We start from the raw sequence: 23,792 nt of genomic DNA, 5'->3' as shown, positions 1-23,792 counted from the left end.
TTACTTACTGGTTTTCCTTTCTTTTTGAATTTATGTTATTATCTCAAATTTAAGCCTTTCCAGATCATTTAAGAATATATCCACAAATCTAAGGTTTTTTAAAAGGAGGTGTCCCGATTTATCGGGGCGGAGGATTTTTTGAAACCTATTAACAGACTTCATTTTTCTGGTCGTTTTTTCACATTATCAGCCATTAATATTCAGATCTTACATCTTTTATCTTACGTCTTTAATCTTGTGTCTTATATCTTAAATCTTTTATAAAAGATTGCTTGCAGAACACAGTTTTATTATTACTTTTGCGCGGCTCAATATTAATTGAGTAAAAAAGCTGAAAGAGATTATTGTTTTTTCTAAAAAAACTCTATCTTTGCAGCCCGTTTTATAAACGTATAATATTAAAATTAGTGTATAAATGCCTACAATTCAACAATTAGTAAGAAAAGGACGTACTCAGATTGAGGAGAAAAGCAAGTCGCGTGCACTTGATTCCTGTCCTCAAAGAAGGGGTGTTTGCGTTAGGGTATATACCACTACTCCTAAGAAACCAAACTCAGCAATGCGTAAAGTTGCAAGGGTAAGGTTGACAAACGGAAAAGAGGTTAACGCATATATTCCGGGAGAAGGACACAACCTGCAGGAACACTCAATTGTTCTTGTACGTGGTGGTAGGGTGAAAGACTTACCTGGTGTTAGGTATCATCTTATCAGGGGTGCTCTTGATACAGCTGGTGTAGAAGGCCGTAATCAGAGACGTTCAAAATATGGTACTAAAAAACCTAAAAAATAGGATTTAGTAAATTTTAGCTTGGTTGAGTAAATAGTTTAACGAAACTGTTGAAGACTAACTCACAAGGCAACCCAATTCAAATTGAAATTAATTTAGAGGAAAATGAGAAAAGCAAAACCTAAAAAAAGGGTGCTGTTACCTGATCCGGTATACGGCGATGTTATGGTAACCCGCTTTGTTAACAACCTCATGAAGGATGGTAAAAAAAGTGTAGCCTATAAAATTTTCTATGGAGCACTTGATACAGTAAAAGAAAAACTTCCCAACGAAGAGAAATCTCCTCTCGATATCTGGAAACAAGCCCTCGAAAACATTACGCCTCAGGTAGAGGTGAAAAGCCGCCGTGTTGGTGGTGCAACATTCCAGGTTCCAACCGAAATTCGTCCAGACAGAAAACTTTCTATAGCAATGAAAAATCTGATCCTTTTTTCACAAAAAAGGAGCGGGAGATCTATGGCCGAAAAAATGGCTGCAGAAATCATTGCGGCATACAACGAAGAGGGTGGAGCATTCAAGAAGAAAGAGGATACTCATAAAATGGCAGAAGCTAACCGTGCATTTGCATTCTTTAGATTTTAATTTTTAAAGTATAAGAAACGGTTAACAATTAAAAAGAAATGGCACAAGGAGATTTGAAATACAGAAGGAACATCGGTATCATGGCGCATATCGACGCTGGTAAAACAACCACTACCGAACGTATCCTTTTTTATACAGGTATTACGCATAAGATTGGAGAGGTGCATGATGGTGCCGCTACCATGGACTGGATGGAGCAGGAGCAGGAAAGAGGTATTACAATTACTTCTGCCGCAACTACCTGTTTCTGGAAGTACGATAACGAAGAATATAAAATTAATATTATTGACACCCCCGGACACGTTGACTTCACAGTTGAGGTTGAACGTTCTTTAAGGGTATTGGATGGTGCTGTAGCATTGTTCTGTGCTGTTGGTGGTGTTGAGCCTCAGTCTGAAACCGTTTGGCGTCAGGCTGATAAATACCATGTTCCAAGAATTGGTTTCGTAAACAAAATGGACCGTTCAGGAGCTGATTTTTACGAAGTTGTAACTCAGGTACGCGAGGTATTGGGCGCTAATCCGGTGCCTTTGCAGATTCCTATCGGAGCTGAAGAAAACTTTAAGGGTGTAATTGACCTGATTGAAAACAAAGCGATCGTTTGGTTCGATGACGAAGCTTTGGGTGCAAGATATGAGTTGCAGGATATTCCGGCCGACATGGTTGATGAAGCAGCTGAATGGCGTGAAAAGCTGATTGAATCAGTTGCTGAATATGATGATGCATTACTGGAAAGATTCTTTGAAGATCCGGATTCTATTACCAAAGAAGAGATGTTGGTGGTTATTCGTAAGGCAACTATTGATATGACCATCGTTCCTATGCTTTGTGGATCCGCATTTAAAAATAAAGGTGTTCAGCGTTTGCTGGATGCTGTTATTGCATATCTGCCAAGTCCGCTTGACAATGGTAGTGCAACCGGTACTGATCCTGATGATCCTGAAAAGGAGATTGTAAGAAAACCGGATGTAACAGAACCTACTGCTGCTCTGGCATTTAAAATTGCAACAGATCCATATGTGGGACGTCTTTGTTTCTTCCGTGTTTATTCAGGATCAATCAAAGCAGGTTCTTACATTTACAATTCACGTTCAGGTAAAAAGGAACGTATATCACGTCTTTACCAGATGCATTCCAATAAACAAAATGCACGCGAAGAAATCGCAGCCGGAGATATTGGAGCAGGTGTAGGGTTCAAGGATATCAGAACTGGTGATACCTTGTGTGATGAGAAACATAAAATAGCACTGGAATCTATGGAATTCCCGGAACCGGTTATCGGTATAGCGGTTGAACCAAAATCGCAGAAAGATCTTGATAAGTTATCTGGTGGTTTGGCAAAACTGGCAGAGGAGGATCCTACTTTCCGCGTGAAGACTGATGAAGATTCTGGTCAGACAGTAATTTCAGGAATGGGTGAGTTGCACCTTGAAATTATTATTGACCGTTTAAGAAGAGAATTTAAAGTTGAGTGTAACCAGGGTAAACCTCAGGTTGCCTATAAAGAAAATATTTCGCAGACTGTTGATATCAGAGAAGTATTTAAAAAGCAGTCAGGTGGTCGTGGTAAATTTGCCGATATTCTGGTAAAAGTTGGTCCAGCTGATCCTGATTTTGAAGGTTCTTTACAGTTTGTGGATGAAATTAAAGGTGGTAACATTCCAAAAGAATTTATTCCTTCTGTGGAAAAAGGCTTTAAAACTGCCATGTCAAATGGTGTACTGGCCGGCTTCCCTGTAGAAAGAATAAAGGTTGTACTTTATGATGGTTCGTTTCATCCTGTGGATTCAGATCAGTTATCGTTTGAAATTTGTGGCGTTCAGGCATTCAAACATGCCAGTGCAAAAGCAAAACCGGTACTGCTTGAGCCAATCATGAAAATAGAGGTAGTTACGCCGGAAGATTATATGGGAGACATCATTGCCGACCTTAACAAAAGAAGGGGGCAGGTTGAAGGTATGGAATCCAACAGATCAGGTGCACGTGTAGTTAAAGCTAAAGTGCCGTTGGCAGAAATGTTTGGATACGTAACAGCACTGCGTACAATTTCATCTGGTAGAGCCACATCAACCATGGAGTTCTCACATTACGAAACAGTATCAGCTTCTATTGCAAAAGAAGTTGTTGCTGAAGCAAAAGGAAAAGTAGAGTTATTATAATAAAGCATAACCATGAGTCAGAAAATCAGGATCAAACTGAAATCTTACGATCATAATCTGGTAGACAAGTCTGCTGAAAAGATCGTTAAAACTGTAAAAACAACCGGTGCGGTTGTGAGCGGTCCAATTCCACTTCCAACTCACAAAAGAGTATTTACAGTTTTGCGCTCGACTTTCGTTAATAAAAAGTCGCGTGAACAGTTTCAATTAAGCTCTTACAAAAGGCTTATTGATATTTACAGCTCAACTGCCAAAACAATTGACGCACTCATGAAACTTGAGTTGCCAAGTGGTGTTGAGGTTGAAATTAAAGTGTGATAAATTAAAAAGTTTTTACAATGCCAGGAATTATTGGAAAAAAAATCGGAATGACTTCCGTTTTCAGTGCCGAGGGAAAGAATGTTCCATGCACTGTTATCGAAGCTGGCCCTTGTGTGGTTACACAAGTAAAGACAGTTGAGAACGATGGCTATAAAGCTGTTCAGCTGGGTTTTGCCGACAAAAAGGAAAAGTCGGCTACAAAACCTGAGATTGGACATGTGAAAAAAGCCAAAACATCACCAAAAAAAGCTTACCATGAATTTAAAACATTCAATGGTGAGATTAATCTGGGTGATGTAGTTACTGTTGAATTATTTCAGGAAAACAGTTGGGTTGATGTTACCGGAACCTCTAAAGGAAAAGGTTTCCAGGGAGTTGTTAAGCGTCACGGATTTGGCGGTGTGGGTCAGTCTACTCATGGTCAGCATAACAGGCTGAGAGCCCCGGGTTCAATTGGTGCATCATCTTACCCGTCACGTGTTTTTAAAGGTATGCGCATGGCTGGTCAGAATGGTAATGAAACAGTAACCATTCAAAACCTGAGAGTGTTAAAGGTAATCCCTGAAAAGAATCTTCTTGTAGTGAAAGGTTCTTTGCCGGGTGCTAAAGGTTCATTTGTAATAATTGATCAGTAATGAAACTCGCAGTATATAATATTAATGGTGAAGATACTGGCAAGAAGATAGAACTTGCTGATTCGGTTTTTGGTGTTGAACCAAACGATCATGCCATTTATCTGGATGTTAAACAGTATTTGGCAAACCAGCGTCAGGGAACACACAAATCGAAAGAGAGAGGTGAAATAAGCGGAAGTACACGTAAAATCAAACGTCAGAAGGGTACCGGTACAGCGCGTGCAGGTAGCATTAAATCTCCTGTGTTTGTTGGTGGAGGTAGAGTTTTCGGTCCTCAGCCACGTGATTACTCGTTCAAGTTAAACAAAAAACTTAAAAGGTTAGCCCGTAAATCGGCATTGTCATATAAAGCTAAAAACAATGAAATTATTGTTTTGGAAGATTTCGCTTTTGAAGCGCCTAAAACAAAAAGCTTTATTGAATTAAAAGAAAACCTTAAAGTAGCTGATAAAAAGTCACTTCTGGTTTTGCCTGAAGTAAATAAAAATGTATATTTGTCGGCTCGCAATTTGCAGGATTCTAAAGTTGCAACTCTTTCAGGGTTAAATACTTACAGAATTATGAATTGCAAATGTTTAATGTTGACTACTTCAGCAGTAGAAGAAATTGGTAAAATGTTTAACGAATAGGAGAAAGAAAAATGGGAATTATAGTAAAACCTATCGTTACAGAAAAAATGACACAACTTGGTGAAAAACTCAACAGGTTTGCGTTCATGGTAGATAAAAAAGCTAACAAGCTACAGATAAAAGATGCTGTTGAAGAATTGTATGACGTTACCGTTACTGACGTTAATACAATGAACTATAACGGTAAATTTAAAAGCCGTTATACAAAGTCGGGCGTTATATCTGGTAAGACCAATGCATTTAAAAAGGCAGTGGTTACATTGAAAGAAGGAGATACAATTGATTTTTATAGCAATATTTAATTAAAATGGCTGTACGTAAATTAAAGCCCATAACACCGGGGCAAAGACATAAGATTATTGGTGCATTCGATTCGATTACAGCGAGTGCTCCAGAAAAATCTCTTGTAACCGGTTCTTCAAAATCGGGTGGTCGTAATGCTACTGGCAAAATGACTATGCGATATATCGGTGGAGGACACAAGAGAAAATATCGTGTAATCGATTTTAAAAGAGAAAAAGACGGTGTTCCGGCAACAGTAAAATCAATCGAGTACGATCCAAACAGATCTGCACGTATTGCATTGCTGTTTTATGCCGATGGTGAAAAAAGATATATTGTTGCACCCAATGGCCTTGAAGTTGGTCAGGTTCTTAACTCAGGTGAAAATGCGGCTCCGGAAATCGGAAATGCATTACCACTTGCCAAAATTCCTTTGGGAACCGTAGTTCATAACATCGAGTTGCGTCCGGGCCAGGGAGCTGCATTAGTTCGCTCTGCAGGAACATTTGCTCAGCTTACCTCCAGGGATGGTGACTATGCGATTGTTAAACTGCCGTCAGGAGAATCCAGAATGATCCTTACAACTTGTAAAGCAACAATTGGTAGCGTTGGAAACTCTGACCATGCACTTGAAAGATCCGGTAAAGCTGGTCGTTCACGTTGGCTGGGAAGAAGACCAAGAGTACGAGGTGTTGTAATGAACCCTGTAGATCACCCGATGGGTGGTGGTGAAGGACGTTCATCAGGAGGACATCCACGCTCCAGAAAAGGTGTACTTGCTAAAGGTTACAAAACCCGTGACAAGAAAAAGGCATCTGAGAAATATATTGTTGAAAGAAGGAAAAAATAAAGAGTTAATTAATTTGTTATGAGCCGATCGTTAAAAAAAGGACCATATATTAACTATAAGCTGGAGAAAAAAGTACTGGCAATGAATGAAAGCGGAAAAAAATCCGTGATTAAAACATGGGCACGTGCTTCAATGATCTCTCCTGATTTTGTAGGACATACAATTGCCGTACACAATGGTAATAAGTTCATTCCGGTTTATGTTACAGAAAACATGGTAGGTCATAAACTTGGAGAATTTGCTCCAACTCGTACATTTAGAGGTCATGGCGCTGATAAGAAAAAGAGATAAGCGCAATAACTAGTAAAAATCAGAGAAAATGGGTGCACGAAAAAGAATAAGAGCCGAAAAAATAAAGGAAGCAAAAAAGCAGGTAAGTTTTGCCAAGCTTAATAATGTTCCTACTTCTCCAAGGAAAATGAGGCTGGTTGCCGATATGATCCGTGGCATGGAAGTGAACAAAGCTTTGGATGTCCTGCGGTTTTCATCTAAGGAAGCTTCCAACAGAATGGAGAAGTTACTCCGTTCAGCTATCGCAAACTGGGAACAAAAAAATGAAGGTGTGCGTGTTGAGGACAGTAACCTTTTTGTAAAAGAGGTTATGGTTGATTCAGGAAGAGTACTGAAAAGACTCCGTCCTGCTCCTCAGGGAAGAGCTTACCGTATCAGGAAGCGTTCAAACCACGTAACCTTAGTAGTTGACAGTAAAGAAGAAACACAAAATTAATTGCCAAATGGGACAGAAAGTAAATCCGATAAGTAACAGGTTAGGAATCATTAGAGGCTGGGACTCGAACTGGTTCGGAGGTAATGACTACGGAGATAAGATTGTAGAGGATACAAAGCTTCGTAAATACCTCAATGCTCGTCTGGCAAAGGCAAGTGTTTCTAAGATTGTAATTGAAAGAACTCTTAAGCTCATTACCATTACTGTATGTACTGCCCGTCCGGGTATTATTATTGGTAAAGGTGGTCAGGAAGTTGACAAACTGAAAGAAGAGCTTAAAAAGATTACTGATAAAGAAGTTCAGATAAATATTTTTGAAGTTAAGCGTCCTGAATTAGATGCTATTATCGTTGGAAACAACATAGCTCGCCAGCTCGAAGGAAGGATAGCTTATCGTCGTGCCATTAAAATGGCTATTGCATCGGCAATGCGTATGGGTGCTGAAGGAATTAAGGTTCAGATCTCAGGACGTTTGAATGGTGCAGAGATGGCACGCTCTGAAACATACAAGGAGGGCCGTATACCTTTGCATACTTTCAGGGCTGACGTCGATTTTGCTCAGGCAGAAGCGTTAACTAAAACGGGATTAATAGGTATTAAGGTATGGATTTGCAAAGGTGAAGTTTATGGTAAGAGAGACCTTTCTCCAAACTTCACTGTGGCTAAAGAGAATGCCGGAGGACGTAAGTTCCGTAAAAAGAGAAAGTAATCGTTAACTATTGAAATCAGAAAACGATGTTACAACCAAAAAAGACAAAGTTTAGAAGACAGCAGAAAGGCAAAATGAAAGGTAATGCACAGCGGGGAAACCAGCTGGCCTTTGGTTCTTTCGGAATCAAATCATTACAATCAAAATGGCTTACTGGTCGTCAGATAGAAGCAGCAAGGGTAGCTGTTACACGTTACATGCAAAGACAAGGTCAGATATGGATTCGTGTATTTCCCGATAAGCCCATTACTAAGAAGCCTGCAGAGGTAAGGATGGGTAAAGGTAAAGGTTCTCCGGAAGGTTTTGTTGCACCTGTTACTCCAGGTAGAATTATCATTGAAGTTGAAGGTGTACCTTTTGATGTAGCTAAAGAGGCATTGCGTCTTGCAGCTCAGAAGCTTCCTGTTACAACAAAGTTTGTGGTTCGCCGCGATTATGTTCAAAATTAAATGACTAATTAGAAATGAAAGCGAGGGAATTAAAAGATTTAGAATCAAAGGAGTTACAGGAACGTTTGGAAACTGAAGTGGACAATCTTGCCAAGATGAAGATTAACCACAGCATTTCTCCTTTAGATAATCCATCAAAAATTAAAGAAAGTCGCAAGACAATAGCCCGTATTAAAACAGAGCTCCGTCTGCGTGAAATTAACGAAGTAAAATAGTTTGACTGATGGAAGAAGTTAAAAGAAATATCCGTAAAGAGCGTGTAGGTGTTGTTGTTAGCGACAAGATGGATAAGACCGTTGTTGTAGCTGTAAAATGGAAAGAAAAACACCCCATCTATGGTAAATTTGTGAACAAGACAAAGAAATACCATGCACACGACGAAGAGAATACCTGTGGTATTGGTGATACCGTAAAAATTATGGAAACCAGGCCATTGAGTAAGACAAAAAAATGGAGATTAGTAGAAATAATCGAAAGAGCTAAGTAATCATGATACAGCAAGAAAGCAGACTTACAGTAGCCGATAACAGTGGTGCAAAAGAAGCTCTTTGTATCCGCGTACTCGGTGGAACCGGAAAACGATATGCATCGGTAGGTGATACAATTGTTGTTACAGTAAAAAGCGCTATTCCTTCAAGCGACCTTAAAAAAGGTACAGTAAGTAAGGCCATTATTGTAAGAACAAAAAAGGAAGTGCGCCGTCAGGATGGTTCATACATTCGCTTCGATGATAATGCATGTGTATTGCTTAATAATGTAGGTGAAATGAGAGGTAGCCGTATATTCGGTCCTGTGGCTCGTGAAGTGAGAGCTAAAAACATGAAAATTGTTTCTCTGGCACCTGAAGTACTTTAATATTTAAATGCAAGACAATGTCTAAGAAATTACATATCAAAAAAGGCGACACAGTTTTTGTAAATTCTGGAGAAGATAAAGGAAAAAAAGGACGTGTGCTTGAGGTTAACGTAAAAGAAGGCCGTGCCATCGTTGAAGGTGTGAACATGGTTTCAAAGCATACAAAACCAAACGCAGAAAGTCCTCAGGGTGGAATCATTAAGAAAGAAGCCCCCGTCAATATTTCCAAGCTTAATGTCGTAGATCCTTCAGGTAATCCAACCAGAATCGGTCGCCGTCTGAATGACAAAGGTAAACTAGTGCGTTATTCTAAAAAATCTGGGGAGGAAATTAAGTAATGAGCTATACTGTAGCACTTAAAAAGGATTATGCCGAACGAATTACTCCGGCATTGAAAAAAGAGTTTGGGTACAAAAGCGTGATGCAGGTGCCTAAATTAGAAAAAATCGTGATCAACATGGGTATGGGAGCAGCGATTGCTGACAAAAAACTCATTGATGTTGCTATAGCTGAATTAACCAACATTACAGGTCAGAAAGCTGTGGCTACCTATTCAACAAAAGACATCTCAAACTTTAAATTAAGGAAGAAGATGCCGATTGGTGTACGGGTAACATTGCGTCGCGAAAAGATGTACGAATTCCTTGAAAGACTGATTCGTGTGGCTTTGCCTCGTATCCGCGACTTTCAGGGTATTAAAAGTAAACTTGACGGAAAAGGTAACTATACACTCGGAATTGAGGAACAGATTATCTTTCCGGAAATTAATATCGACGGTATAAGCAAAATTCTCGGTATGAATATTACTTTTGTGACTTCCGCCGCAACAGATGAGGAAGCATTTGCTTTACTGAAAGAGTTTGGTTTACCATTTAAGAAAAAATAATAAAGAGAAAGATCAATGGCTAAGGAATCAATGAAAGCACGTGAGGTGAAACGCGCAAAAATGAATGCAAAGTACGCCGCAAAACGTGAAAGACTTAAAGCCGAAGGCGATTTCGTAGGGTTACAAAAATTACCTAAAAATTCATCGCCCGTAAGATTACATAACAGATGCAAATTAACAGGCCGTCCAAAAGGGTATATGCGTCAGTTTGGTATTTCAAGGATTCAGTTCCGCGAAATGGCTGCTGCAGGACTTATTCCGGGTGTTAAAAAAGCAAGCTGGTAAAAAAGAAATGAGAGTTAGTTAAATATTGTCCCGATAATCGGGATCAATTTAATTTAATGTAGTATGACAGATTCAATAGCAGATTTCCTGACAAGAATCAGGAACGCAATTATGGCAAAACACAGGGTTGTAGAAATCCCGGGATCGAACCTGAAAAGGGAGATGACCAAGATTTTATACGACAAAGGTTACATCTTAAACTACAAGTTTATAGATGATGGATTACAGGGTATAATTAAAATCGCCCTCAAGTACGATCCGGAAACTAAGGTTAACGCAATTAAAGCAATTAAGCGTGTCAGCCGTCCGGGTTTACGTAAGTATACTAGTTACCGTGAAGTACCACGGGTTTTAAATGGTTTGGGTATTGCGATTTTATCTACTTCGCAGGGTGTATTAACTGACAAAGAAGCCCGTGCTAAGCGCATTGGTGGTGAAGTCTTATGCTTTGTTTATTAATTAAGGAGGATTTTCAATGTCACGAATAGGAAAAGCACCAATAGATATACCAGCAGGCGTAACAGTAACCGTTAAAGATAGCGATATTACTGTTAAAGGGCCCAAAGGAGAATTGACGCAAACTTTAAAACCAAGTATCAGCGTACAGGTTGATGGTAACCAGGTTGTGTTAGATAGAGCAACAGAAGAGAAACAGGATAAAGCATTACATGGTTTATCAAGATCTCTCATTAATAATATGATCGTTGGAGTTTCTGAAGGTTATAAAAAAGAACTTGAACTGGTTGGTGTAGGTTACAGAGCCTCAAATCAGGGTCAGATTCTTGAATTATCATTAGGTTATTCTCACAACATCTATCTCGAACTTCCGGGAGAAGTTAAGTTAGAAACTAAAAGTGAAAGGAACCAAAATCCTTTGATAACACTTGAAAGCTGTGATAAACAACTTATTGGACAGGTAGCAGCCAAGATTCGTTCATTCCGTAAACCGGAACCTTATAAAGGAAAAGGTATCAGGTTTAAAGGTGAACATATTCGTCGTAAGGCTGGTAAATCTGCTAAAGTGTAACCGTTAAACAAGGAAACTATGGCATTTGATAAAGTTAAAAGAAGAGAAAGAATAAAAAGACGTGTTAGGAAGATTGTTTCCGGTACAGCTGAAAGGCCACGTCTTACAGTCTTTAGAAGTAACAAGCAGATCTATGTACAGGTAATAGATGATTTGGCAGGTAAAACATTGTTTGCTGCATCGTCTGTTGACAAAGAGCTGGCTGGTAAAGAGTTTAAAACTAAAATTGAAGAGGCAGCGGCTGTGGGTGAATTAATCGCTCAACGTGCAACAAAGGCCGGTATTGATTCATGTGTGTTCGACAGAAACGGATATTTGTATCACGGAAGGGTTAAGAGCCTGGCGGATGGTGCACGTAAAGGAGGACTTAATTTCTAATAACTATGGCAGGATTAGTACAAAAAGTTAAAACAACAAGCGATCTTGATTTAAAAGACAGGCTTGTAGCAATCAACAGGGTTACCAAAGTAACAAAAGGTGGACGTACCTTTAGTTTTTCTGCCATTGTTGTTGTAGGAGATGAAAACGGAATCGTAGGATGGGGATTAGGTAAAGCTAATGAGGTTACAACAGCTATTTCAAAAGGTGTTGAAGCTGCAAAGAAAAACCTGATTAAAGTACCGGTTAAAAACGGAACCATTCCTCACGAACAGATTGCTAAATATGGTGGTGCAACGGTATTTATGAAGCCAGCGTCTCACGGTACCGGTGTTAAAGCAGGAGGTGCGATGCGTGCTGTACTTGAAAGTGTAGGTGTAAAAGACGTTTTGGCTAAGTCAAAAGGTTCATCAAACCCGCACAACCTTGTAAAAGCTACCATTGAGGCATTAAAGGAGTTAAGAGATGCTGAAACTGTTGCAAAATTGCGCAGTGTTTCGCTCGATAAAGTGTTTAACGGATAATAACCTGGTACGATGGCTAAAAAAGCAAAAATCAAAATCAAGCAAGTCAAAAGTGGAATTGATTGTCCTGAAAAGCAAATCAGAACTTTAAGGGCTTTAGGAATTCGTAAATTGCACCAGGTTGTTGAGAAAGATGCCACACCGGAAATTCTTGGGATGGTAGATAAAGTGAAACACCTGGTTGAAGTAGTAAAGTAATTGATAATCCTTTAACAGAATATAAAAATGGATTTAAGTAATTTAAAACCGGCTAATGGCTCAACCAAATCACGTAAGCGTATCGGTCGCGGACAGGGTTCCGGACATGGAGGTACTTCAACACGTGGTCACAAAGGAGCTAAATCACGTTCCGGTTATTCTAAAAAGATCGGTTTTGAAGGTGGACAGATGCCTTTGCAACGCCGTGTTCCTAAATTTGGATTCAAAAACATCAATCGTGTAGAATACAAAAGTATTAATGTAAATACACTTCAGGCCTTGGCTGAGGCAAAAAAACTGGATAAAATTGATATTCAGGCATTGCAGGAAGCCGGACTGGTTTCGAAGAATGATCTTGTTAAAATTCTTGGAAACGGTGCTATTTCATTAAAGGTAGAAGTAACTGCACATGCATTTTCTAAAAAGGCTGTAGAACTTATAGAGGCTGCAGGCGGAACTGTTGTAAAACTTTAATTTCATGAAGAAGCTAATTCAGACATTAAAGAATATCTGGAGTATCGAGGATCTGAGAGCTCGAATTATTTCCACTTTAGGTTTCTTACTCATTTACAGGTTTGGTTCGTACGTGGTATTACCAGGTATTGATCCGGCCCATCTTGAAGCATTAAAAAGTCAGACTGCGAGTGGTGTGTTAGGTATCCTTGATATGTTTTCAGGAGGTGCCTTCTCCAATGCATCAGTCTTTGCATTAGGTATCATGCCTTATATCTCGGCTTCAATTGTAATCCAGTTATTAGGTATTGCTGTACCTTATTTCCAGAGATTGCAGCGTGAAGGAGAAAGTGGAAGAAGAAAAATTAATCAGATCACACGTTATCTAACTGTCCTTATTCTTGTTGTACAGGCTCCTTCATATCTTGTGAATTTGTACAGCCAGTTACCAGCTGAAGCGTTTGCGATGACCGGTATATGGTTCAAGGTATCATCAACCATAATTCTTACTGCCGGTACTATGTTTATTATGTGGCTGGGAGAAAAGATAACTGACAAAGGGATTGGAAACGGTATTTCGCTGATCATTATGATTGGTATCATTGCCCGTCTTCCATTTGCATTTGTTGGTGAAGTTGGTTCAAGGTTTACAGAGACAGCCGGTGGTGGTTTGGTTATGTTACTGATTGAGCTTGTTGTTCTGCTTGCCGTAATTGGTGCTTCTATTCTTTTGGTTCAAGGGACCAGAAAAGTACCTGTACAGTATGCAAAGCGAATTGTTGGAAATAAACAATATGGTGGTGTAAGACAGTATATTCCTTTAAAGGTAAATGCTGCCGGTGTAATGCCGATCATTTTTGCTCAGGCAATTATGTTCCTTCCGGTAACAATTGCAGGTTTTTCACAGAGTGAAAGTATGACTGCTTTTGCAACTGCATTTGCAAATCCTTTAGGATGGGTATATAACTTAACTCAGGCAATCCTGATTATTGCATTTACCTATTTTTATACAGCTATTACGATCAATCCAAACCAGATGGCTGAGGATATGAAGAGAAACGGTGGTTTTATTCCTGGCGTTAAACCAGGTAAAAAGACTGCAGATTTTCTGGATTCGGTAATGTCGAAAATTACATTGCCCGGATCATTCTTCCTGGCGGGTGTTGCTATTCTTCCCGCATTTGCAATGATGGCTGGTGTTACGCAGCAATTTGCATATTTTTATGGAGGAACCTCACTACTCATCATGGTTGGTGTTGTTTTAGATACTCTTCAGCAGATTGAAAGTCATTTGTTGATGAGGCATTACGATGGTTTGATGAAGACAGGAAGGATTAAAGGCCGTACCGGTGGTGCTGCTGCCTTCTAAAACGTTCTTTTAATGATTTATTTAAAAACGGACGAGGAAATAGAACTCCTGAGGGAGAGTAACCTTTTGGTTTCAAGAACACACGCAGAAGTTGCAAAGCGTATTGAACCGGGTATTTCAACTCTTGAGCTTGACAGGATCGCTGAAGAATTCATCAGGGATCACCACGCTGAACCTGCTTTTTTAGGTTATGGCGGATTTCCTAATACCTTATGTATGTCCGTTAATGATATGGTTGTGCACGGCATACCTTCCGAATACAGATTAAAAGAGGGAGATATTGTTTCGGTGGACTGCGGTGTTGTTAAAAACGGTTTTTATGGCGATTCTGCTTATACCTTTACAGTTGGAGAAGTTGATGAATCAGTTAAAAAACTGCTAAGAACAACAAAAGAAGCCTTGTATAAAGGCATTGAAATGGCAGTTTCAGGAAACAGGCTTGGAGATGTAGGTTATACAATTCAGAAGCATTGTGAAAAAAATGGCTATTCTGTAGTTCGGGAAATGGTAGGACACGGTGTCGGTAGAAATCTTCACGAAAAACCTGAAGTACCAAATTATGGTCAGAAAGGGCGTGGGGTACTTCTTAAATCGGGTATGGTGATTGCAATTGAACCGATGATCAACATGGGAAAGAAAGAGATTTTCCTGGAAAGTGATAACTGGACGATTCGCACAAAAGATCACCAGCCTTCGGCTCATTTTGAACATACCATTGCCATAAGAAAAGGTAAAGCCGATATCTTATCAACCTTTGATTATATTGAAGAAGTATTAAACGAACGAAATATAAAATTTTAAATGTATGTCCAAACAGGCTTCTATAGAGCAAGATGGTACAATAATTGAAGCATTGTCTAACGCAATGTTCCGGGTTGAGCTGGAAAATGGTCATGTGATCACAGCCCATATTTCTGGTAAAATGCGCATGCACTACATCAGAATACTGCCTGGAGATAAAGTTAAGGTTGAAATGTCTCCCTACGATTTAACAAAGGGGAGGATAACATTCAGATATAAATAATTTTTAAAAGATAGAGGAAGATGAAAGTTAGAGCATCAGTTAAGAAACGCTCACCCGAATGTAAGATCGTAAGGAGAAAAGGGCGTTTGTATGTAATTAATAAAAAGAATCCCAAGTTTAAACAACGTCAGGGATAATTAACTAATTTTGCAAAAATTTTAAGAAATGGCTATACGTATAGTTGGTGTTGACCTTCCGCAAAACAAAAGAGGTGAGATTGCTCTCACTTACATATTCGGAATTGGAAAGAGCAAAGCTCAGCAGATTCTGGAATTAGCTGGTGTTGATCGTAACATTAAAGTAGAAGACTGGACAGATGATCAGATTGCCGGCGTAAGGAAAGCTATCGCTGAAACCACAAAGGTTGAAGGTGAATTGAGATCAGAAATACAGTTAAACATTAAACGTTTAATGGATATTGGTTGCTACAGGGGAATTCGTCACCGTATCGGACTTCCTGTTCGTGGGCAGTCAACAAAAAATAATGCGCGTACCCGTAAAGGTAAACGTAAGACTGTAGCAAATAAGAAAAAGTAAACAGTAACATTTATATAAGGTTATGGCAAAAAAGTCAGGAACTCAAAGAAAGAGAAAAGTTAAAGTTGAGGCTACGGGTCAGGCTCACATCCATTCTTCCTTTAACAATATCATTGTTTCCTTAACAAACAGTGATGGGCAGGTTATTTCATGGTCATCAGCCGGGAAAATGGGATTCAGAGGTTCAAAAAAGAACACGCCTTATGCAGCGCAGGTTGCAGCTCAGGATTGTTCAAAAGTAGCATACGATCTGGGTCTTAGAAAAGTAAGAGTTTTTGTAAAAGGACCTGGTAACGGAAGAGAATCTGCAATTCGTACTATCCACAGCAGTGGTATTGAGGTATCAGAAATTGTTGACGTTACACCAATTCCGCACAATGGATGTCGTCCTCCTAAAAGAAGGAGAGTATAATTAATAAATTGTTTTAGATTTTATCTTTTGAATAGTGAATTGATTGCATGATTCTTCCTCTCTGTAATCGCGGCTGCAATCCATATTCATAGCGTAAAATCAAAATTTAAAATCAAAGCAAAAAAGTAATACAATGGCAAAGTATATCGGACCAAAGTCTAAAATTGCAAGGAAGTTTGGAGAACCAATCTTCGGACCAGACAAAGTTTTAAATAAAAGAAACTATCCTCCTGGACAGCATGGTAACAACAGGAGAAGGAAAACAACTGAATATGGTGATCAGTTGAAAGAAAAACAAAAAGCAAAATACACTTATGGTGTGCTGGAAAAACAATTCCGTAACACCTTTCAGAAGGCTCATCGCAAAAAAGGTATTACCGGTGAAATTTTGCTTCAGTTGCTTGAAAGCAGACTTGATAATGTGGTTTACCGTTTAGGTATTGCACCTACAAGAGCAGCAGCAAGACAGCTGGTTGGACATCGTCACATTATTGTGGATGGTAAAATTGTGAATATTCCGTCTTACTCTGTAAAACCGGGTCAGATCATCGGTGTTCGCGAAAGATCTAAATCTCTTTTAGTAGTCACTGAATCATTAAGTGGTGAAAATCACTCTAAATATTCATGGTTAGAGTGGGATGAAAATTCTGTTAGCGGTAAATATTTGAACGTACCTGCAAGAGAAGACATACCCGAAAATATTAAGGAACAATTGATCGTTGAATTGTACTCTAAATAAAAATTTAGTATATGGCTATATTAGCATTTCAAAAACCCGATAAGGTAATCATGCTGGAATCAGATGACAGATTCGGTAAATTCGAATTTCGTCCATTGGAACCAGGATATGGAATTACCATAGGTAACGCGTTAAGGCGTATTTTGCTTTCATCACTCGAAGGATTTGCTATTACCTCTATAAAAATTGAAGGTGTTGAACACGAATTCTCAACAATTCCTGGTGTAATGGAAGATGTTGTGGAAATAGTACTTAACTTCAAACAGGTTCGCCTTCGTCGCTTGGTAGATGAAGTAGAAAGTGAAAAAGTTACTGTAAATGTAACCGGTTCAAAAGAGTTTAAAGCTGGTGATATCAGTAAGTTTCTTACCGGTTTTGAAGTGCTGAATCCAGAATTGGTAATTTGCAGAATGGATGAAGGTGTAAATCTTTCAGTTGATATCACTATCAACAAGGGACGTGGTTATGTTCCTGCCGTGGAGAATACTCCTGCTACAGAAGAATTCGGTTTAATTCCAATTGATTCTATTTATACGCCAATCAAAAATGTGAAGTATTATATTGAGAACTACAGAGTAGAGCAGAAGACTGACTATGAAAAGCTGGTTCTTGAAATTACTTCAGACGGATCAATTCATCCGAAGGAAGCTTTAAAGGAAGCCGCAAAAATTCTTATTTATCATTTCATGTTGTTTTCTGATGAACGTATTACGCTCGATACAGATGAGAAAAACGGCGCTGAAGAATTTGATGAAGAAGTATTGCATATGCGTCAGCTTCTGAAGACAAAACTGACTGACATGGATCTTTCTGTCAGAGCACTTAATTGTCTTAAAGCTGCCGATGTAGAAACACTTGGAGACTTAGTTGTTTTCAATAAAAACGACTTATTGAAATTCAGAAACTTTGGTAAGAAATCATTGACCGAATTGGAAGAATTACTTGTATCCTTAAGTTTGACATTCGGCATGGATATCAGTAAGTACAAACTTGACAAAGAGTAATTAAAATGAGACACAGGAAGAAGTTCAATCATTTAGGAAGAACAACATCTCACAGAAAGGCGATGCTATCAAACATGGCTGTTTCTTTGATAAAACATAAAAGAATTCATACAACTTTAGCAAAAGCTAAAGCACTTAAGGTTTTTATTGAGCCGATCATTACTAAAAGTAAAAATGATACCACTCACTCAAGAAGAACTGCATTCAGCTATCTGAAAGATAAAGAGGCTGTTGCAATTTTATTCAGAGAAGTATCTGAAAAAGTAGCTCAGAGACCAGGTGGTTACACGCGTATTCTAAAAACAGGAAACCGTATTGGTGATAATGCTGAAATGTGTTTTATCGAGCTGGTAGACTTCAATGAGAATATGCTGGAATCTACTTCAACTAAAAAGTCTTCAAGAAGAAGAAGGTCTTCATCCAAGAAAAAGGCTGAAGCTGCTCCTGCTGCAGATGTAAAAGCAAAGGCAGAAGTAAAAGAAGAAGTTAAGGAAGATGTAGTAGAAGAAAAAGAAGTTGCTGCCGCAGAACCGGAAGTTAAATCTAAAGAGGAAGTTAAGGAGCCGGAAGCACAAGCCGATGGTACTTCTGAGGATGCTTCAGAAAACGAAGAAGAGAAAAAAGAAGAGTAGTTTTAAAGCTACGTTAAGAACCTATAAAGGGGTGCAATTTTTGCATCCCTTTTTTAATGTTTTTTCATTTTTTAAGTTGAGTAATAATTTCTAAATAAGTAACTTTGGGGTGCTCAAAAATTGAGCCCGAAGAATCTGAAATTATTAATTGTTTTAATATAAATCATTAGATTATGTCAGAGATTGTAAGTATTCATGCACGTGAAATTCTGGACTCACGTGGTAATCCGACTCTAGAAGTAGAAGTATTAACAGCCAGTGGTGCAACAGGTCGTGCAGCTGTTCCATCAGGAGCATCAACAGGTGAAAATGAAGCCCTGGAATTACGTGATGGTGATAAAAGCCGTTACCTTGGGAAAGGTGTTTTAAAAGCCGTTGAGAATGTAAATTCAAAAATTGCAGAAGAAATTATTGGTATGGATGTAACTGATCAGGTAGGTATTGACAAAGCAATGCTTGCACTGGACGGTACCAAAACCAAAAGCAATCTTGGTGCAAATGCTATGTTAGGGGTTTCTCTTGCTGTGGCTAAGGCTGCTGCTGATCTTTTAGGAATGCCTTTATACCGTTATATCGGAGGAACTAATACAACTGTTCTTCCTGTTCCGATGATGAATATCATCAATGGAGGTTCACACTCAGATGCACCTATTGCGTTCCAGGAATTCATGATTCGTCCCGTAGGCGCACCATCTTTTAAAGAAGGTTTAAGAATGGGTGCGGAAGTTTTCCATGCTCTTAAATCAATTATTAAGGGTAAAGGATTAAGTACTGCAGTTGGTGATGAAGGAGGATTTGCTCCTAACTTTTCAGGTGGTACCGAAGAAGCTCTTGACAGTGTGATTGAAGCAATTAAAAAAGCCGGTTATGAGCCTGGTAAAGATGTAACAATAGCGCTTGACTGTGCTTCATCAGAATTCTTCAAAGAAGGTATCTATGATTATTCTAAATTTGAAGGTCCTAACGGTGCCAAAAGAAATTCTACAGAACAGGCTGATTATCTTGCTGAATTGATCTCAAAATATCCAATTGATTCAGTAGAAGATGGTTGTGATGAAGGTGACTGGGATGGTTGGAAAATTCTTACAGATAAATTGGGGGATAAAGTTCAGCTTGTAGGCGATGACTTGTTTGTGACCAACGTTGAATTCCTGAAAAAAGGAATTGAATTAGGTTGTGCGAACTCTATTTTAATTAAAGTAAATCAGATTGGTACATTAACCGAAACACTGGATGCAATTGAAATGGCACACAGACATGGTTATACATCTGTAACTTCACACCGTTCAGGTGAAACTGAAGATGCAACAATTGCTGATATTGCAGTTGCTACGAACAGCGGGCAGATTAAAACAGGTTCAATGAGTCGTTCCGACAGGATGGCTAAATACAACCAGTTACTTCGTATTGAAGAAGAATTGGGTGATAGTGCCGTTTATGGGTATAAAAGAGTGAAGTAATTATTCAACACTATATTTGAAAGCCATCCGCCATCCGACGGATGGCTTTTTTATTAACGTTTCTTTAGTATAATCCATTTGATATCCCAATAAAAAAGTGTTAATTTGGGAAACATCAAAAGTGTATATAACATGAAAAATGCTTATTGTGTGATTATGGCCGGAGGTATTGGAAGTCGCTTCTGGCCTCTAAGTAAAACTCAGAAACCTAAGCAATTCCTTGATATATTAGGAACCGGAAGAACTCTGATCCAGCAAACTTTCGACAGATTTCATAAGTTAATGCCATCTGAAAATATATATGTTGTTTCCAATAAAATATATAAGGATATTATACTGGAACAATTACCGGAGCTGACCGAGGAACAGGTACTTCTGGAACCTGCAATGCGTAATACGGCACCATGTATTGCATATGCAACATATAAAATTCTGTCAAAGGATCCGGATGCAAATTTTGTTGTTGCTCCATCGGATCACTTGATTTTAAAGGAGGATGAATTTATCAGGAATATCTCGGACGGTTTGAAGTTTACTGAGGAAAGTGGTAATCTTTTAACCTTGGGAATTAAACCTTCCAGACCGGAGACAGGCTACGGGTATATTCAGATTAAAGTAAATGAGGAAGGTTCTGACTCGATCTTTAATGAAGTAAAAACATTTACAGAAAAGCCTGATCTGGAGTTGGCGAAAGTTTTTCTTGAAAGTGGGGACTTTTACTGGAATTCGGGCATCTTTCTCTGGAAAGGTAATACAATTCTTAACGCGTTTAACAAATACCTGACTGATGTGGCACAAAAATTTGCTGAAGGAGAAAGTTTGTATTACACCCCAAAGGAGCAGGCATTTATCGAAGAGGCCTATCCAAGCTGTAAAAATATTTCCATAGATTATGGGATTATGGAAAAGGCCGATAATGTTTATGTATTGTGTGCAGACTTTGGTTGGTCTGATTTGGGTACCTGGGGATCTTTGTATGATCAGTTACCTAAGGATGACGATGCAAATGCATCAAATAAAAAAGTTTTTATGTACGATTCAAAAAATAACCTGATCAATGTACCAGAGGATAAAATTGTGGTACTACAGGGGTTGGAAGATTTCATTGTTGTTGAATCAGACGATACACTTCTGATATGTAAAATGTCGGAAGAACAAAGAATAAAGCATTTTGTGAATGATGTAAAACTTGAGTTAGGGACAGATTGATATTTAAAGTTATTATACAATAAAAAAGCCGGTATAACCGGCTTTTTTATTGTATTGTATAGACTGTACTTTTTTAGTAAGCCCAGATGTCTTCTTCTAAATTTATAAGCCTGGTTTCAATTTCCTGGCGTTGTTTTGCAATCTGGTCAGGCGTTAAATTGTAGTCAATAAATCTTTTCCCCTGTAAATTCTCTGCCTGTACGATTTCGCCAGAGTATAATCTTGATGTAAAATATGCATCCATGCTGTACTGGTTCATTCCAACAGTTGCATTGAAATCCGAAAGTTTTATCGGAACTTGTACAAGATAACGTCTTAACTGATCAAATGGAATCCATCCTATAGATTGAGGCTGACCAGAGGTTGGATCTTTAATATAGGGACAAATGGCTCTGATCTCTGACTTAAACGTTGAATATCTTTTATTAAAGAACCATACTTCATATAAGTCATATTTATATATTTGACCACTTATTGAAGTGAGAATGTTATTGACACTTTCTTCGGTTAAGAACTTAGGAAGGTAGGCAAATAAACTGTCTTGAGGTACTGTAATCTTAGGATCCCCGTCCTTAACCATGATAGTATAATTGTCACCGGTCAACTGAAATAAAATACATCTATCCCTTATTTCCTTTTGAAGGTTAAATTTATTATAGATCTCCGTTGGTGTTAACGGTTCCTGAGCCATTTCCTGATCACTTGGCTGATGCACAGGAATAGGAAAATTTTCATTACCGATACTTTCAATTATTACAGTACCCAGATTTTTCCTGCTTTTAATTGGTGTTTTGGGCAAAGCCAAAGGCTGATTTGGAGTTTCTTCCAAATTCAGTGTACGCCAAATTTTATACTCATAATAGAGGTCGATGTCACCTTCCTTTGTTGACATATATTCTATCGGTTTGTCTCCTTTAAGGGGAGAAGAATTGTCTTCCTGGGCAAATGTAAGAGATAAACCAGATGTAGAAATTAATAGAGCTATAATTATTTTCTTAGTCATAAAGAATACATTTAAAATCTAACTTAATTATTTGACGTCAGTTACAATAGCCGGTAAGTTCCTTGGAACATTGTCCGGCCCTTTTGCAACAACTTCTGTTATAGTTATTGTACCACGGAATTCACGTAAAAAATCCATTATATCACTATCAAAAGCGGAACCTTTTACAGTTTTAGCTAAATTGTTGCCGTTTTCATTTAAAAGAACGATCCTGAAACTTTCAACCGTGTAATTGACCTCGAAATCAGATTCGGGAAGCATCGCTTTAATTCCCTTAAAGAATTTTAGCAATCTAAAATCAATCTTTGTATCATTCGTTGTTTTGTCAATTCGTTTAATATCACCATTTGCATCAGCAGCTACTTCCTGATATGCAATAAACGGCAATGGGTCAGGTAAAAGTTTAACACGGAATGGGTAATCTGCAATGTGAGTTTCTTTTCCTTCAACTATAGCATTAACCTTTATCACCGCATTTCTGTTATAGTCGCTCGGAATAGCGATATAACTTTGACCGTCAGCCGCTGTTTTTAAGGATCCGTTTGAAATTGACGGCCTCAAATCGCTTGCGGCAATACCTGGAGCAGAAATACCTACAGGATTTTCCACACCAGCATACAGTACGTTCATTTTTAAGGCTGAAACCGTGGCAAAAGGATCTACTACTTCATACTTCATTTCAGGTATCTGGTAATAAACGTCATTATTGTCGTCATCCTTAAGAACTACAGAACCACCAATATTATATACTCCTAATTGATTACAGGTTTTTTCATATAGTCCATTTCTAACATTGACTACATTACCATTTTCACTGATCCTATATACAGGTGATTTTGTAGTGTCACGCCCCGCAAGAAGAATTTGTGCTGAGAAAGTTCCACCACGAATTACCGAAGTTGATGTAGGGATTATATGCGCTTCAACTTTATTGACTTTAAAGTCTTTTGCATCTATTTGCCTTAACAGAAACTGGATCACCTGAGATTCAGCATCTCTTACATCATTCTGCAATTTTGAAAGCAAAGCAACAGAAGCGGCAACCGGCATCCATGAAAAATATACCTGTTCCCAGGGTTTTTCTTCTCCGTCTCTATCTTTCATCATGGGTGTTGTTAATGATGCATTAAGGGAATTAATAATGGAAGTATCTAACGAGCCATTATTAATAGCTACAGCCTCTTCCATGATATCAATCAGAGAAGCCCGATAATTATTGATGCCATCTTTCAACTGGGCACCTTTACTGTTTTTACCTCCTAATAACATCACCCGTTCAGGAGCATCAAGGTTGTCTTTGGCATTAATGCTGTCTGGATTTCCTGTAGGGCCATCAACATCTCTTACAATCTCAAGCTTGTATTCATCAATTTTTTCATAAAGAGAATCACTTAAAGTATTTACCAGTTGTGCTTTTTCACGCCACTGAGCGACTTTCAAAGGATTCATTTCCTCTTTATTTTTGAAGTCCTGCATTATAGCAGTATTCCTGTCACCAATATTTTGAGCACTACTGCGGAGGCTTTCATCCACCCTGGTAAAACCACTCAATACCTCACTTGAAACGTTCAGCGCAAGCATAGCAGTCAAAAACAGGTACATCATACCTATCATTTTCTGTCGCGGCGTTTCGGCACAATTCTTAGAACCCATAATCTAATTCTTTT

The 23,792-nt window shown here is 38.6% G+C and carries 37 protein-coding genes; 35 read left to right on the top strand and 2 right to left on the bottom strand.

The window, feature by feature from the left end:
• Positions 1-415 precede the first annotated feature (415 nt).
• From rpsL to ACE01N_RS15085, 35 genes are all read left to right on the top strand, one after another.
• Complete coding sequence (gene rpsL, locus ACE01N_RS15255; RefSeq protein ID WP_375722142.1) at positions 416-790, top strand: 30S ribosomal protein S12; 375 nt, start codon at positions 416-418, stop codon at positions 788-790.
• A gap of 102 nt (positions 791-892) precedes the next feature.
• Positions 893-1,369 (top strand): 30S ribosomal protein S7, encoded by a 477-nt coding sequence (gene rpsG / locus ACE01N_RS15250; protein ID WP_375729832.1) that lies wholly within the window; start codon positions 893-895, stop codon positions 1,367-1,369.
• 38 nt (positions 1,370-1,407) lie between these two features.
• Positions 1,408-3,528, top strand: a complete 2,121-nt coding sequence (gene fusA, locus ACE01N_RS15245; RefSeq protein WP_375729831.1) for an elongation factor G — start codon at positions 1,408-1,410, stop codon at positions 3,526-3,528.
• 12 nt (positions 3,529-3,540) lie between these two features.
• Entirely contained in the window at positions 3,541-3,846 is a 306-nt protein-coding gene (gene rpsJ / locus ACE01N_RS15240; protein WP_027472457.1) for a 30S ribosomal protein S10, read from the top strand.
• 20 nt (positions 3,847-3,866) lie between these two features.
• The gene (rplC, locus tag ACE01N_RS15235) at positions 3,867-4,484 is read left to right on the top strand and encodes a 50S ribosomal protein L3 (RefSeq protein WP_380590759.1); all 618 of its coding nucleotides are present in this window, start codon (positions 3,867-3,869) and stop codon (positions 4,482-4,484) included.
• Positions 4,484-5,113: a 50S ribosomal protein L4 gene (gene rplD, locus ACE01N_RS15230; RefSeq protein WP_380590757.1), complete on the top strand. Its 630-nt coding sequence runs from the start codon at positions 4,484-4,486 to the stop codon at positions 5,111-5,113. Before rplC ends, rplD begins: the two co-directional genes overlap by 1 nt.
• A gap of 11 nt (positions 5,114-5,124) precedes the next feature.
• Positions 5,125-5,415 (top strand): 50S ribosomal protein L23, encoded by a 291-nt coding sequence (gene rplW, locus ACE01N_RS15225; protein ID WP_375729828.1) that lies wholly within the window; start codon positions 5,125-5,127, stop codon positions 5,413-5,415.
• A gap of 5 nt (positions 5,416-5,420) precedes the next feature.
• Entirely contained in the window at positions 5,421-6,245 is an 825-nt protein-coding gene (gene rplB / locus ACE01N_RS15220; protein WP_375729827.1) for a 50S ribosomal protein L2, read from the top strand.
• An 18-nt stretch (positions 6,246-6,263) separates the two neighbouring features.
• Positions 6,264-6,536 carry a 30S ribosomal protein S19 gene (gene rpsS, locus ACE01N_RS15215; protein ID WP_375729826.1) on the top strand — a complete coding sequence of 91 codons (273 nt, stop codon included), beginning with the start codon at positions 6,264-6,266 and terminating at the stop codon, positions 6,534-6,536.
• Between the two features lie 28 nt (positions 6,537-6,564).
• Positions 6,565-6,972, top strand: a complete 408-nt coding sequence (gene rplV, locus ACE01N_RS15210; RefSeq protein WP_375729825.1) for a 50S ribosomal protein L22 — start codon at positions 6,565-6,567, stop codon at positions 6,970-6,972.
• Between the two features lie 7 nt (positions 6,973-6,979).
• Positions 6,980-7,681, top strand: coding sequence for a 30S ribosomal protein S3 (gene rpsC / locus ACE01N_RS15205; protein ID WP_375729824.1), 702 nt, complete (start codon positions 6,980-6,982; stop codon positions 7,679-7,681).
• 26 nt (positions 7,682-7,707) lie between these two features.
• Positions 7,708-8,130: a 50S ribosomal protein L16 gene (gene rplP, locus ACE01N_RS15200; RefSeq protein WP_375722131.1), complete on the top strand. Its 423-nt coding sequence runs from the start codon at positions 7,708-7,710 to the stop codon at positions 8,128-8,130.
• 14 nt (positions 8,131-8,144) lie between these two features.
• Positions 8,145-8,345, top strand: a complete 201-nt coding sequence (gene rpmC / locus ACE01N_RS15195) for a 50S ribosomal protein L29 (RefSeq protein WP_375729823.1) — start codon at positions 8,145-8,147, stop codon at positions 8,343-8,345.
• 8 nt (positions 8,346-8,353) lie between these two features.
• Positions 8,354-8,617 carry a 30S ribosomal protein S17 gene (gene rpsQ / locus ACE01N_RS15190; RefSeq protein ID WP_375729822.1) on the top strand — a complete coding sequence of 88 codons (264 nt, stop codon included), beginning with the start codon at positions 8,354-8,356 and terminating at the stop codon, positions 8,615-8,617.
• 2 nt (positions 8,618-8,619) lie between these two features.
• Complete coding sequence (rplN, locus tag ACE01N_RS15185) at positions 8,620-8,985, top strand: 50S ribosomal protein L14 (RefSeq protein WP_375729821.1); 366 nt, start codon at positions 8,620-8,622, stop codon at positions 8,983-8,985.
• Between the two features lie 17 nt (positions 8,986-9,002).
• Positions 9,003-9,323, top strand: a complete 321-nt coding sequence (rplX, locus tag ACE01N_RS15180; RefSeq protein WP_375722127.1) for a 50S ribosomal protein L24 — start codon at positions 9,003-9,005, stop codon at positions 9,321-9,323.
• Entirely contained in the window at positions 9,323-9,871 is a 549-nt protein-coding gene (rplE, locus tag ACE01N_RS15175) for a 50S ribosomal protein L5 (RefSeq protein ID WP_380590745.1), read from the top strand. Before rplX ends, rplE begins: the two co-directional genes overlap by 1 nt.
• A gap of 15 nt (positions 9,872-9,886) precedes the next feature.
• Positions 9,887-10,156, top strand: a complete 270-nt coding sequence (gene rpsN / locus ACE01N_RS15170) for a 30S ribosomal protein S14 (protein ID WP_375729819.1) — start codon at positions 9,887-9,889, stop codon at positions 10,154-10,156.
• 63 nt (positions 10,157-10,219) lie between these two features.
• Positions 10,220-10,615, top strand: coding sequence for a 30S ribosomal protein S8 (gene rpsH, locus ACE01N_RS15165; protein WP_375729818.1), 396 nt, complete (start codon positions 10,220-10,222; stop codon positions 10,613-10,615).
• A gap of 16 nt (positions 10,616-10,631) precedes the next feature.
• The gene (gene rplF, locus ACE01N_RS15160) at positions 10,632-11,183 is read left to right on the top strand and encodes a 50S ribosomal protein L6 (protein WP_375729817.1); all 552 of its coding nucleotides are present in this window, start codon (positions 10,632-10,634) and stop codon (positions 11,181-11,183) included.
• Between the two features lie 18 nt (positions 11,184-11,201).
• Positions 11,202-11,561, top strand: a complete 360-nt coding sequence (gene rplR, locus ACE01N_RS15155; RefSeq protein WP_375729816.1) for a 50S ribosomal protein L18 — start codon at positions 11,202-11,204, stop codon at positions 11,559-11,561.
• Between the two features lie 5 nt (positions 11,562-11,566).
• A complete protein-coding gene (gene rpsE, locus ACE01N_RS15150; RefSeq protein WP_375722121.1) occupies positions 11,567-12,085 on the top strand; it encodes a 30S ribosomal protein S5 in 519 nt (172 codons plus the stop codon).
• 12 nt (positions 12,086-12,097) lie between these two features.
• On the top strand, positions 12,098-12,283 hold the full coding sequence (rpmD, locus tag ACE01N_RS15145) for a 50S ribosomal protein L30 (RefSeq protein WP_375729815.1): 186 nt from the start codon (positions 12,098-12,100) through the stop codon (positions 12,281-12,283).
• Positions 12,284-12,310: 27 nt separating this feature from the next.
• Positions 12,311-12,757, top strand: coding sequence for a 50S ribosomal protein L15 (gene rplO, locus ACE01N_RS15140; protein ID WP_375729814.1), 447 nt, complete (start codon positions 12,311-12,313; stop codon positions 12,755-12,757).
• 4 nt (positions 12,758-12,761) lie between these two features.
• Positions 12,762-14,105 carry a preprotein translocase subunit SecY gene (gene secY, locus ACE01N_RS15135; RefSeq protein ID WP_380590736.1) on the top strand — a complete coding sequence of 448 codons (1,344 nt, stop codon included), beginning with the start codon at positions 12,762-12,764 and terminating at the stop codon, positions 14,103-14,105.
• Between the two features lie 12 nt (positions 14,106-14,117).
• Positions 14,118-14,906, top strand: coding sequence for a type I methionyl aminopeptidase (map, locus tag ACE01N_RS15130; protein WP_380590733.1), 789 nt, complete (start codon positions 14,118-14,120; stop codon positions 14,904-14,906).
• A 4-nt stretch (positions 14,907-14,910) separates the two neighbouring features.
• Complete coding sequence (infA, locus tag ACE01N_RS15125; protein ID WP_375722116.1) at positions 14,911-15,129, top strand: translation initiation factor IF-1; 219 nt, start codon at positions 14,911-14,913, stop codon at positions 15,127-15,129.
• Positions 15,130-15,149: 20 nt separating this feature from the next.
• The gene (gene ykgO / locus ACE01N_RS15120; RefSeq protein ID WP_375722115.1) at positions 15,150-15,266 is read left to right on the top strand and encodes a type B 50S ribosomal protein L36; all 117 of its coding nucleotides are present in this window, start codon (positions 15,150-15,152) and stop codon (positions 15,264-15,266) included.
• A gap of 28 nt (positions 15,267-15,294) precedes the next feature.
• Positions 15,295-15,666 (top strand): 30S ribosomal protein S13, encoded by a 372-nt coding sequence (gene rpsM / locus ACE01N_RS15115; RefSeq protein ID WP_375729811.1) that lies wholly within the window; start codon positions 15,295-15,297, stop codon positions 15,664-15,666.
• 22 nt (positions 15,667-15,688) lie between these two features.
• Positions 15,689-16,078 carry a 30S ribosomal protein S11 gene (gene rpsK / locus ACE01N_RS15110; protein ID WP_375722113.1) on the top strand — a complete coding sequence of 130 codons (390 nt, stop codon included), beginning with the start codon at positions 15,689-15,691 and terminating at the stop codon, positions 16,076-16,078.
• Positions 16,079-16,211: 133 nt separating this feature from the next.
• Positions 16,212-16,817: a 30S ribosomal protein S4 gene (gene rpsD, locus ACE01N_RS15105; RefSeq protein WP_375729810.1), complete on the top strand. Its 606-nt coding sequence runs from the start codon at positions 16,212-16,214 to the stop codon at positions 16,815-16,817.
• An 11-nt stretch (positions 16,818-16,828) separates the two neighbouring features.
• Positions 16,829-17,821 (top strand): DNA-directed RNA polymerase subunit alpha, encoded by a 993-nt coding sequence (locus ACE01N_RS15100; RefSeq protein ID WP_375729809.1) that lies wholly within the window; start codon positions 16,829-16,831, stop codon positions 17,819-17,821.
• 5 nt (positions 17,822-17,826) lie between these two features.
• Complete coding sequence (gene rplQ, locus ACE01N_RS20705; RefSeq protein WP_438826948.1) at positions 17,827-18,453, top strand: 50S ribosomal protein L17; 627 nt, start codon at positions 17,827-17,829, stop codon at positions 18,451-18,453.
• A gap of 173 nt (positions 18,454-18,626) precedes the next feature.
• Complete coding sequence (gene eno, locus ACE01N_RS15090) at positions 18,627-19,913, top strand: phosphopyruvate hydratase (protein ID WP_380590725.1); 1,287 nt, start codon at positions 18,627-18,629, stop codon at positions 19,911-19,913.
• 105 nt (positions 19,914-20,018) lie between these two features.
• A complete protein-coding gene (locus tag ACE01N_RS15085; protein WP_380590722.1) occupies positions 20,019-21,122 on the top strand; it encodes a mannose-1-phosphate guanylyltransferase in 1,104 nt (367 codons plus the stop codon).
• Positions 21,123-21,195: 73 nt separating this feature from the next.
• Here ACE01N_RS15085 and porN read toward each other — a convergent pair whose 3' ends face one another.
• Both porN and porM read right to left on the bottom strand, forming a co-directional pair.
• Positions 21,196-22,125, bottom strand: a complete 930-nt coding sequence (gene porN / locus ACE01N_RS15080) for a type IX secretion system ring subunit PorN/GldN (protein WP_380590719.1) — start codon at positions 22,123-22,125, stop codon at positions 21,196-21,198.
• A gap of 27 nt (positions 22,126-22,152) precedes the next feature.
• On the bottom strand, positions 22,153-23,778 hold the full coding sequence (gene porM, locus ACE01N_RS15075; protein ID WP_380590716.1) for a type IX secretion system motor protein PorM/GldM: 1,626 nt from the start codon (positions 23,776-23,778) through the stop codon (positions 22,153-22,155).
• Positions 23,779-23,792: the final 14 nt, after the last annotated feature.

Origin of the sequence: Quyinboa ferrireducens, from assembly GCF_042436675.1 — a bacterium.
Lineage (GTDB): Bacteria > Bacteroidota > Bacteroidia > Bacteroidales > UBA5342 > JBHJHP01.
Note: the sequence above shows the minus strand (reverse complement) of the source record. Positions and strands in the feature narration are given on the sequence as shown.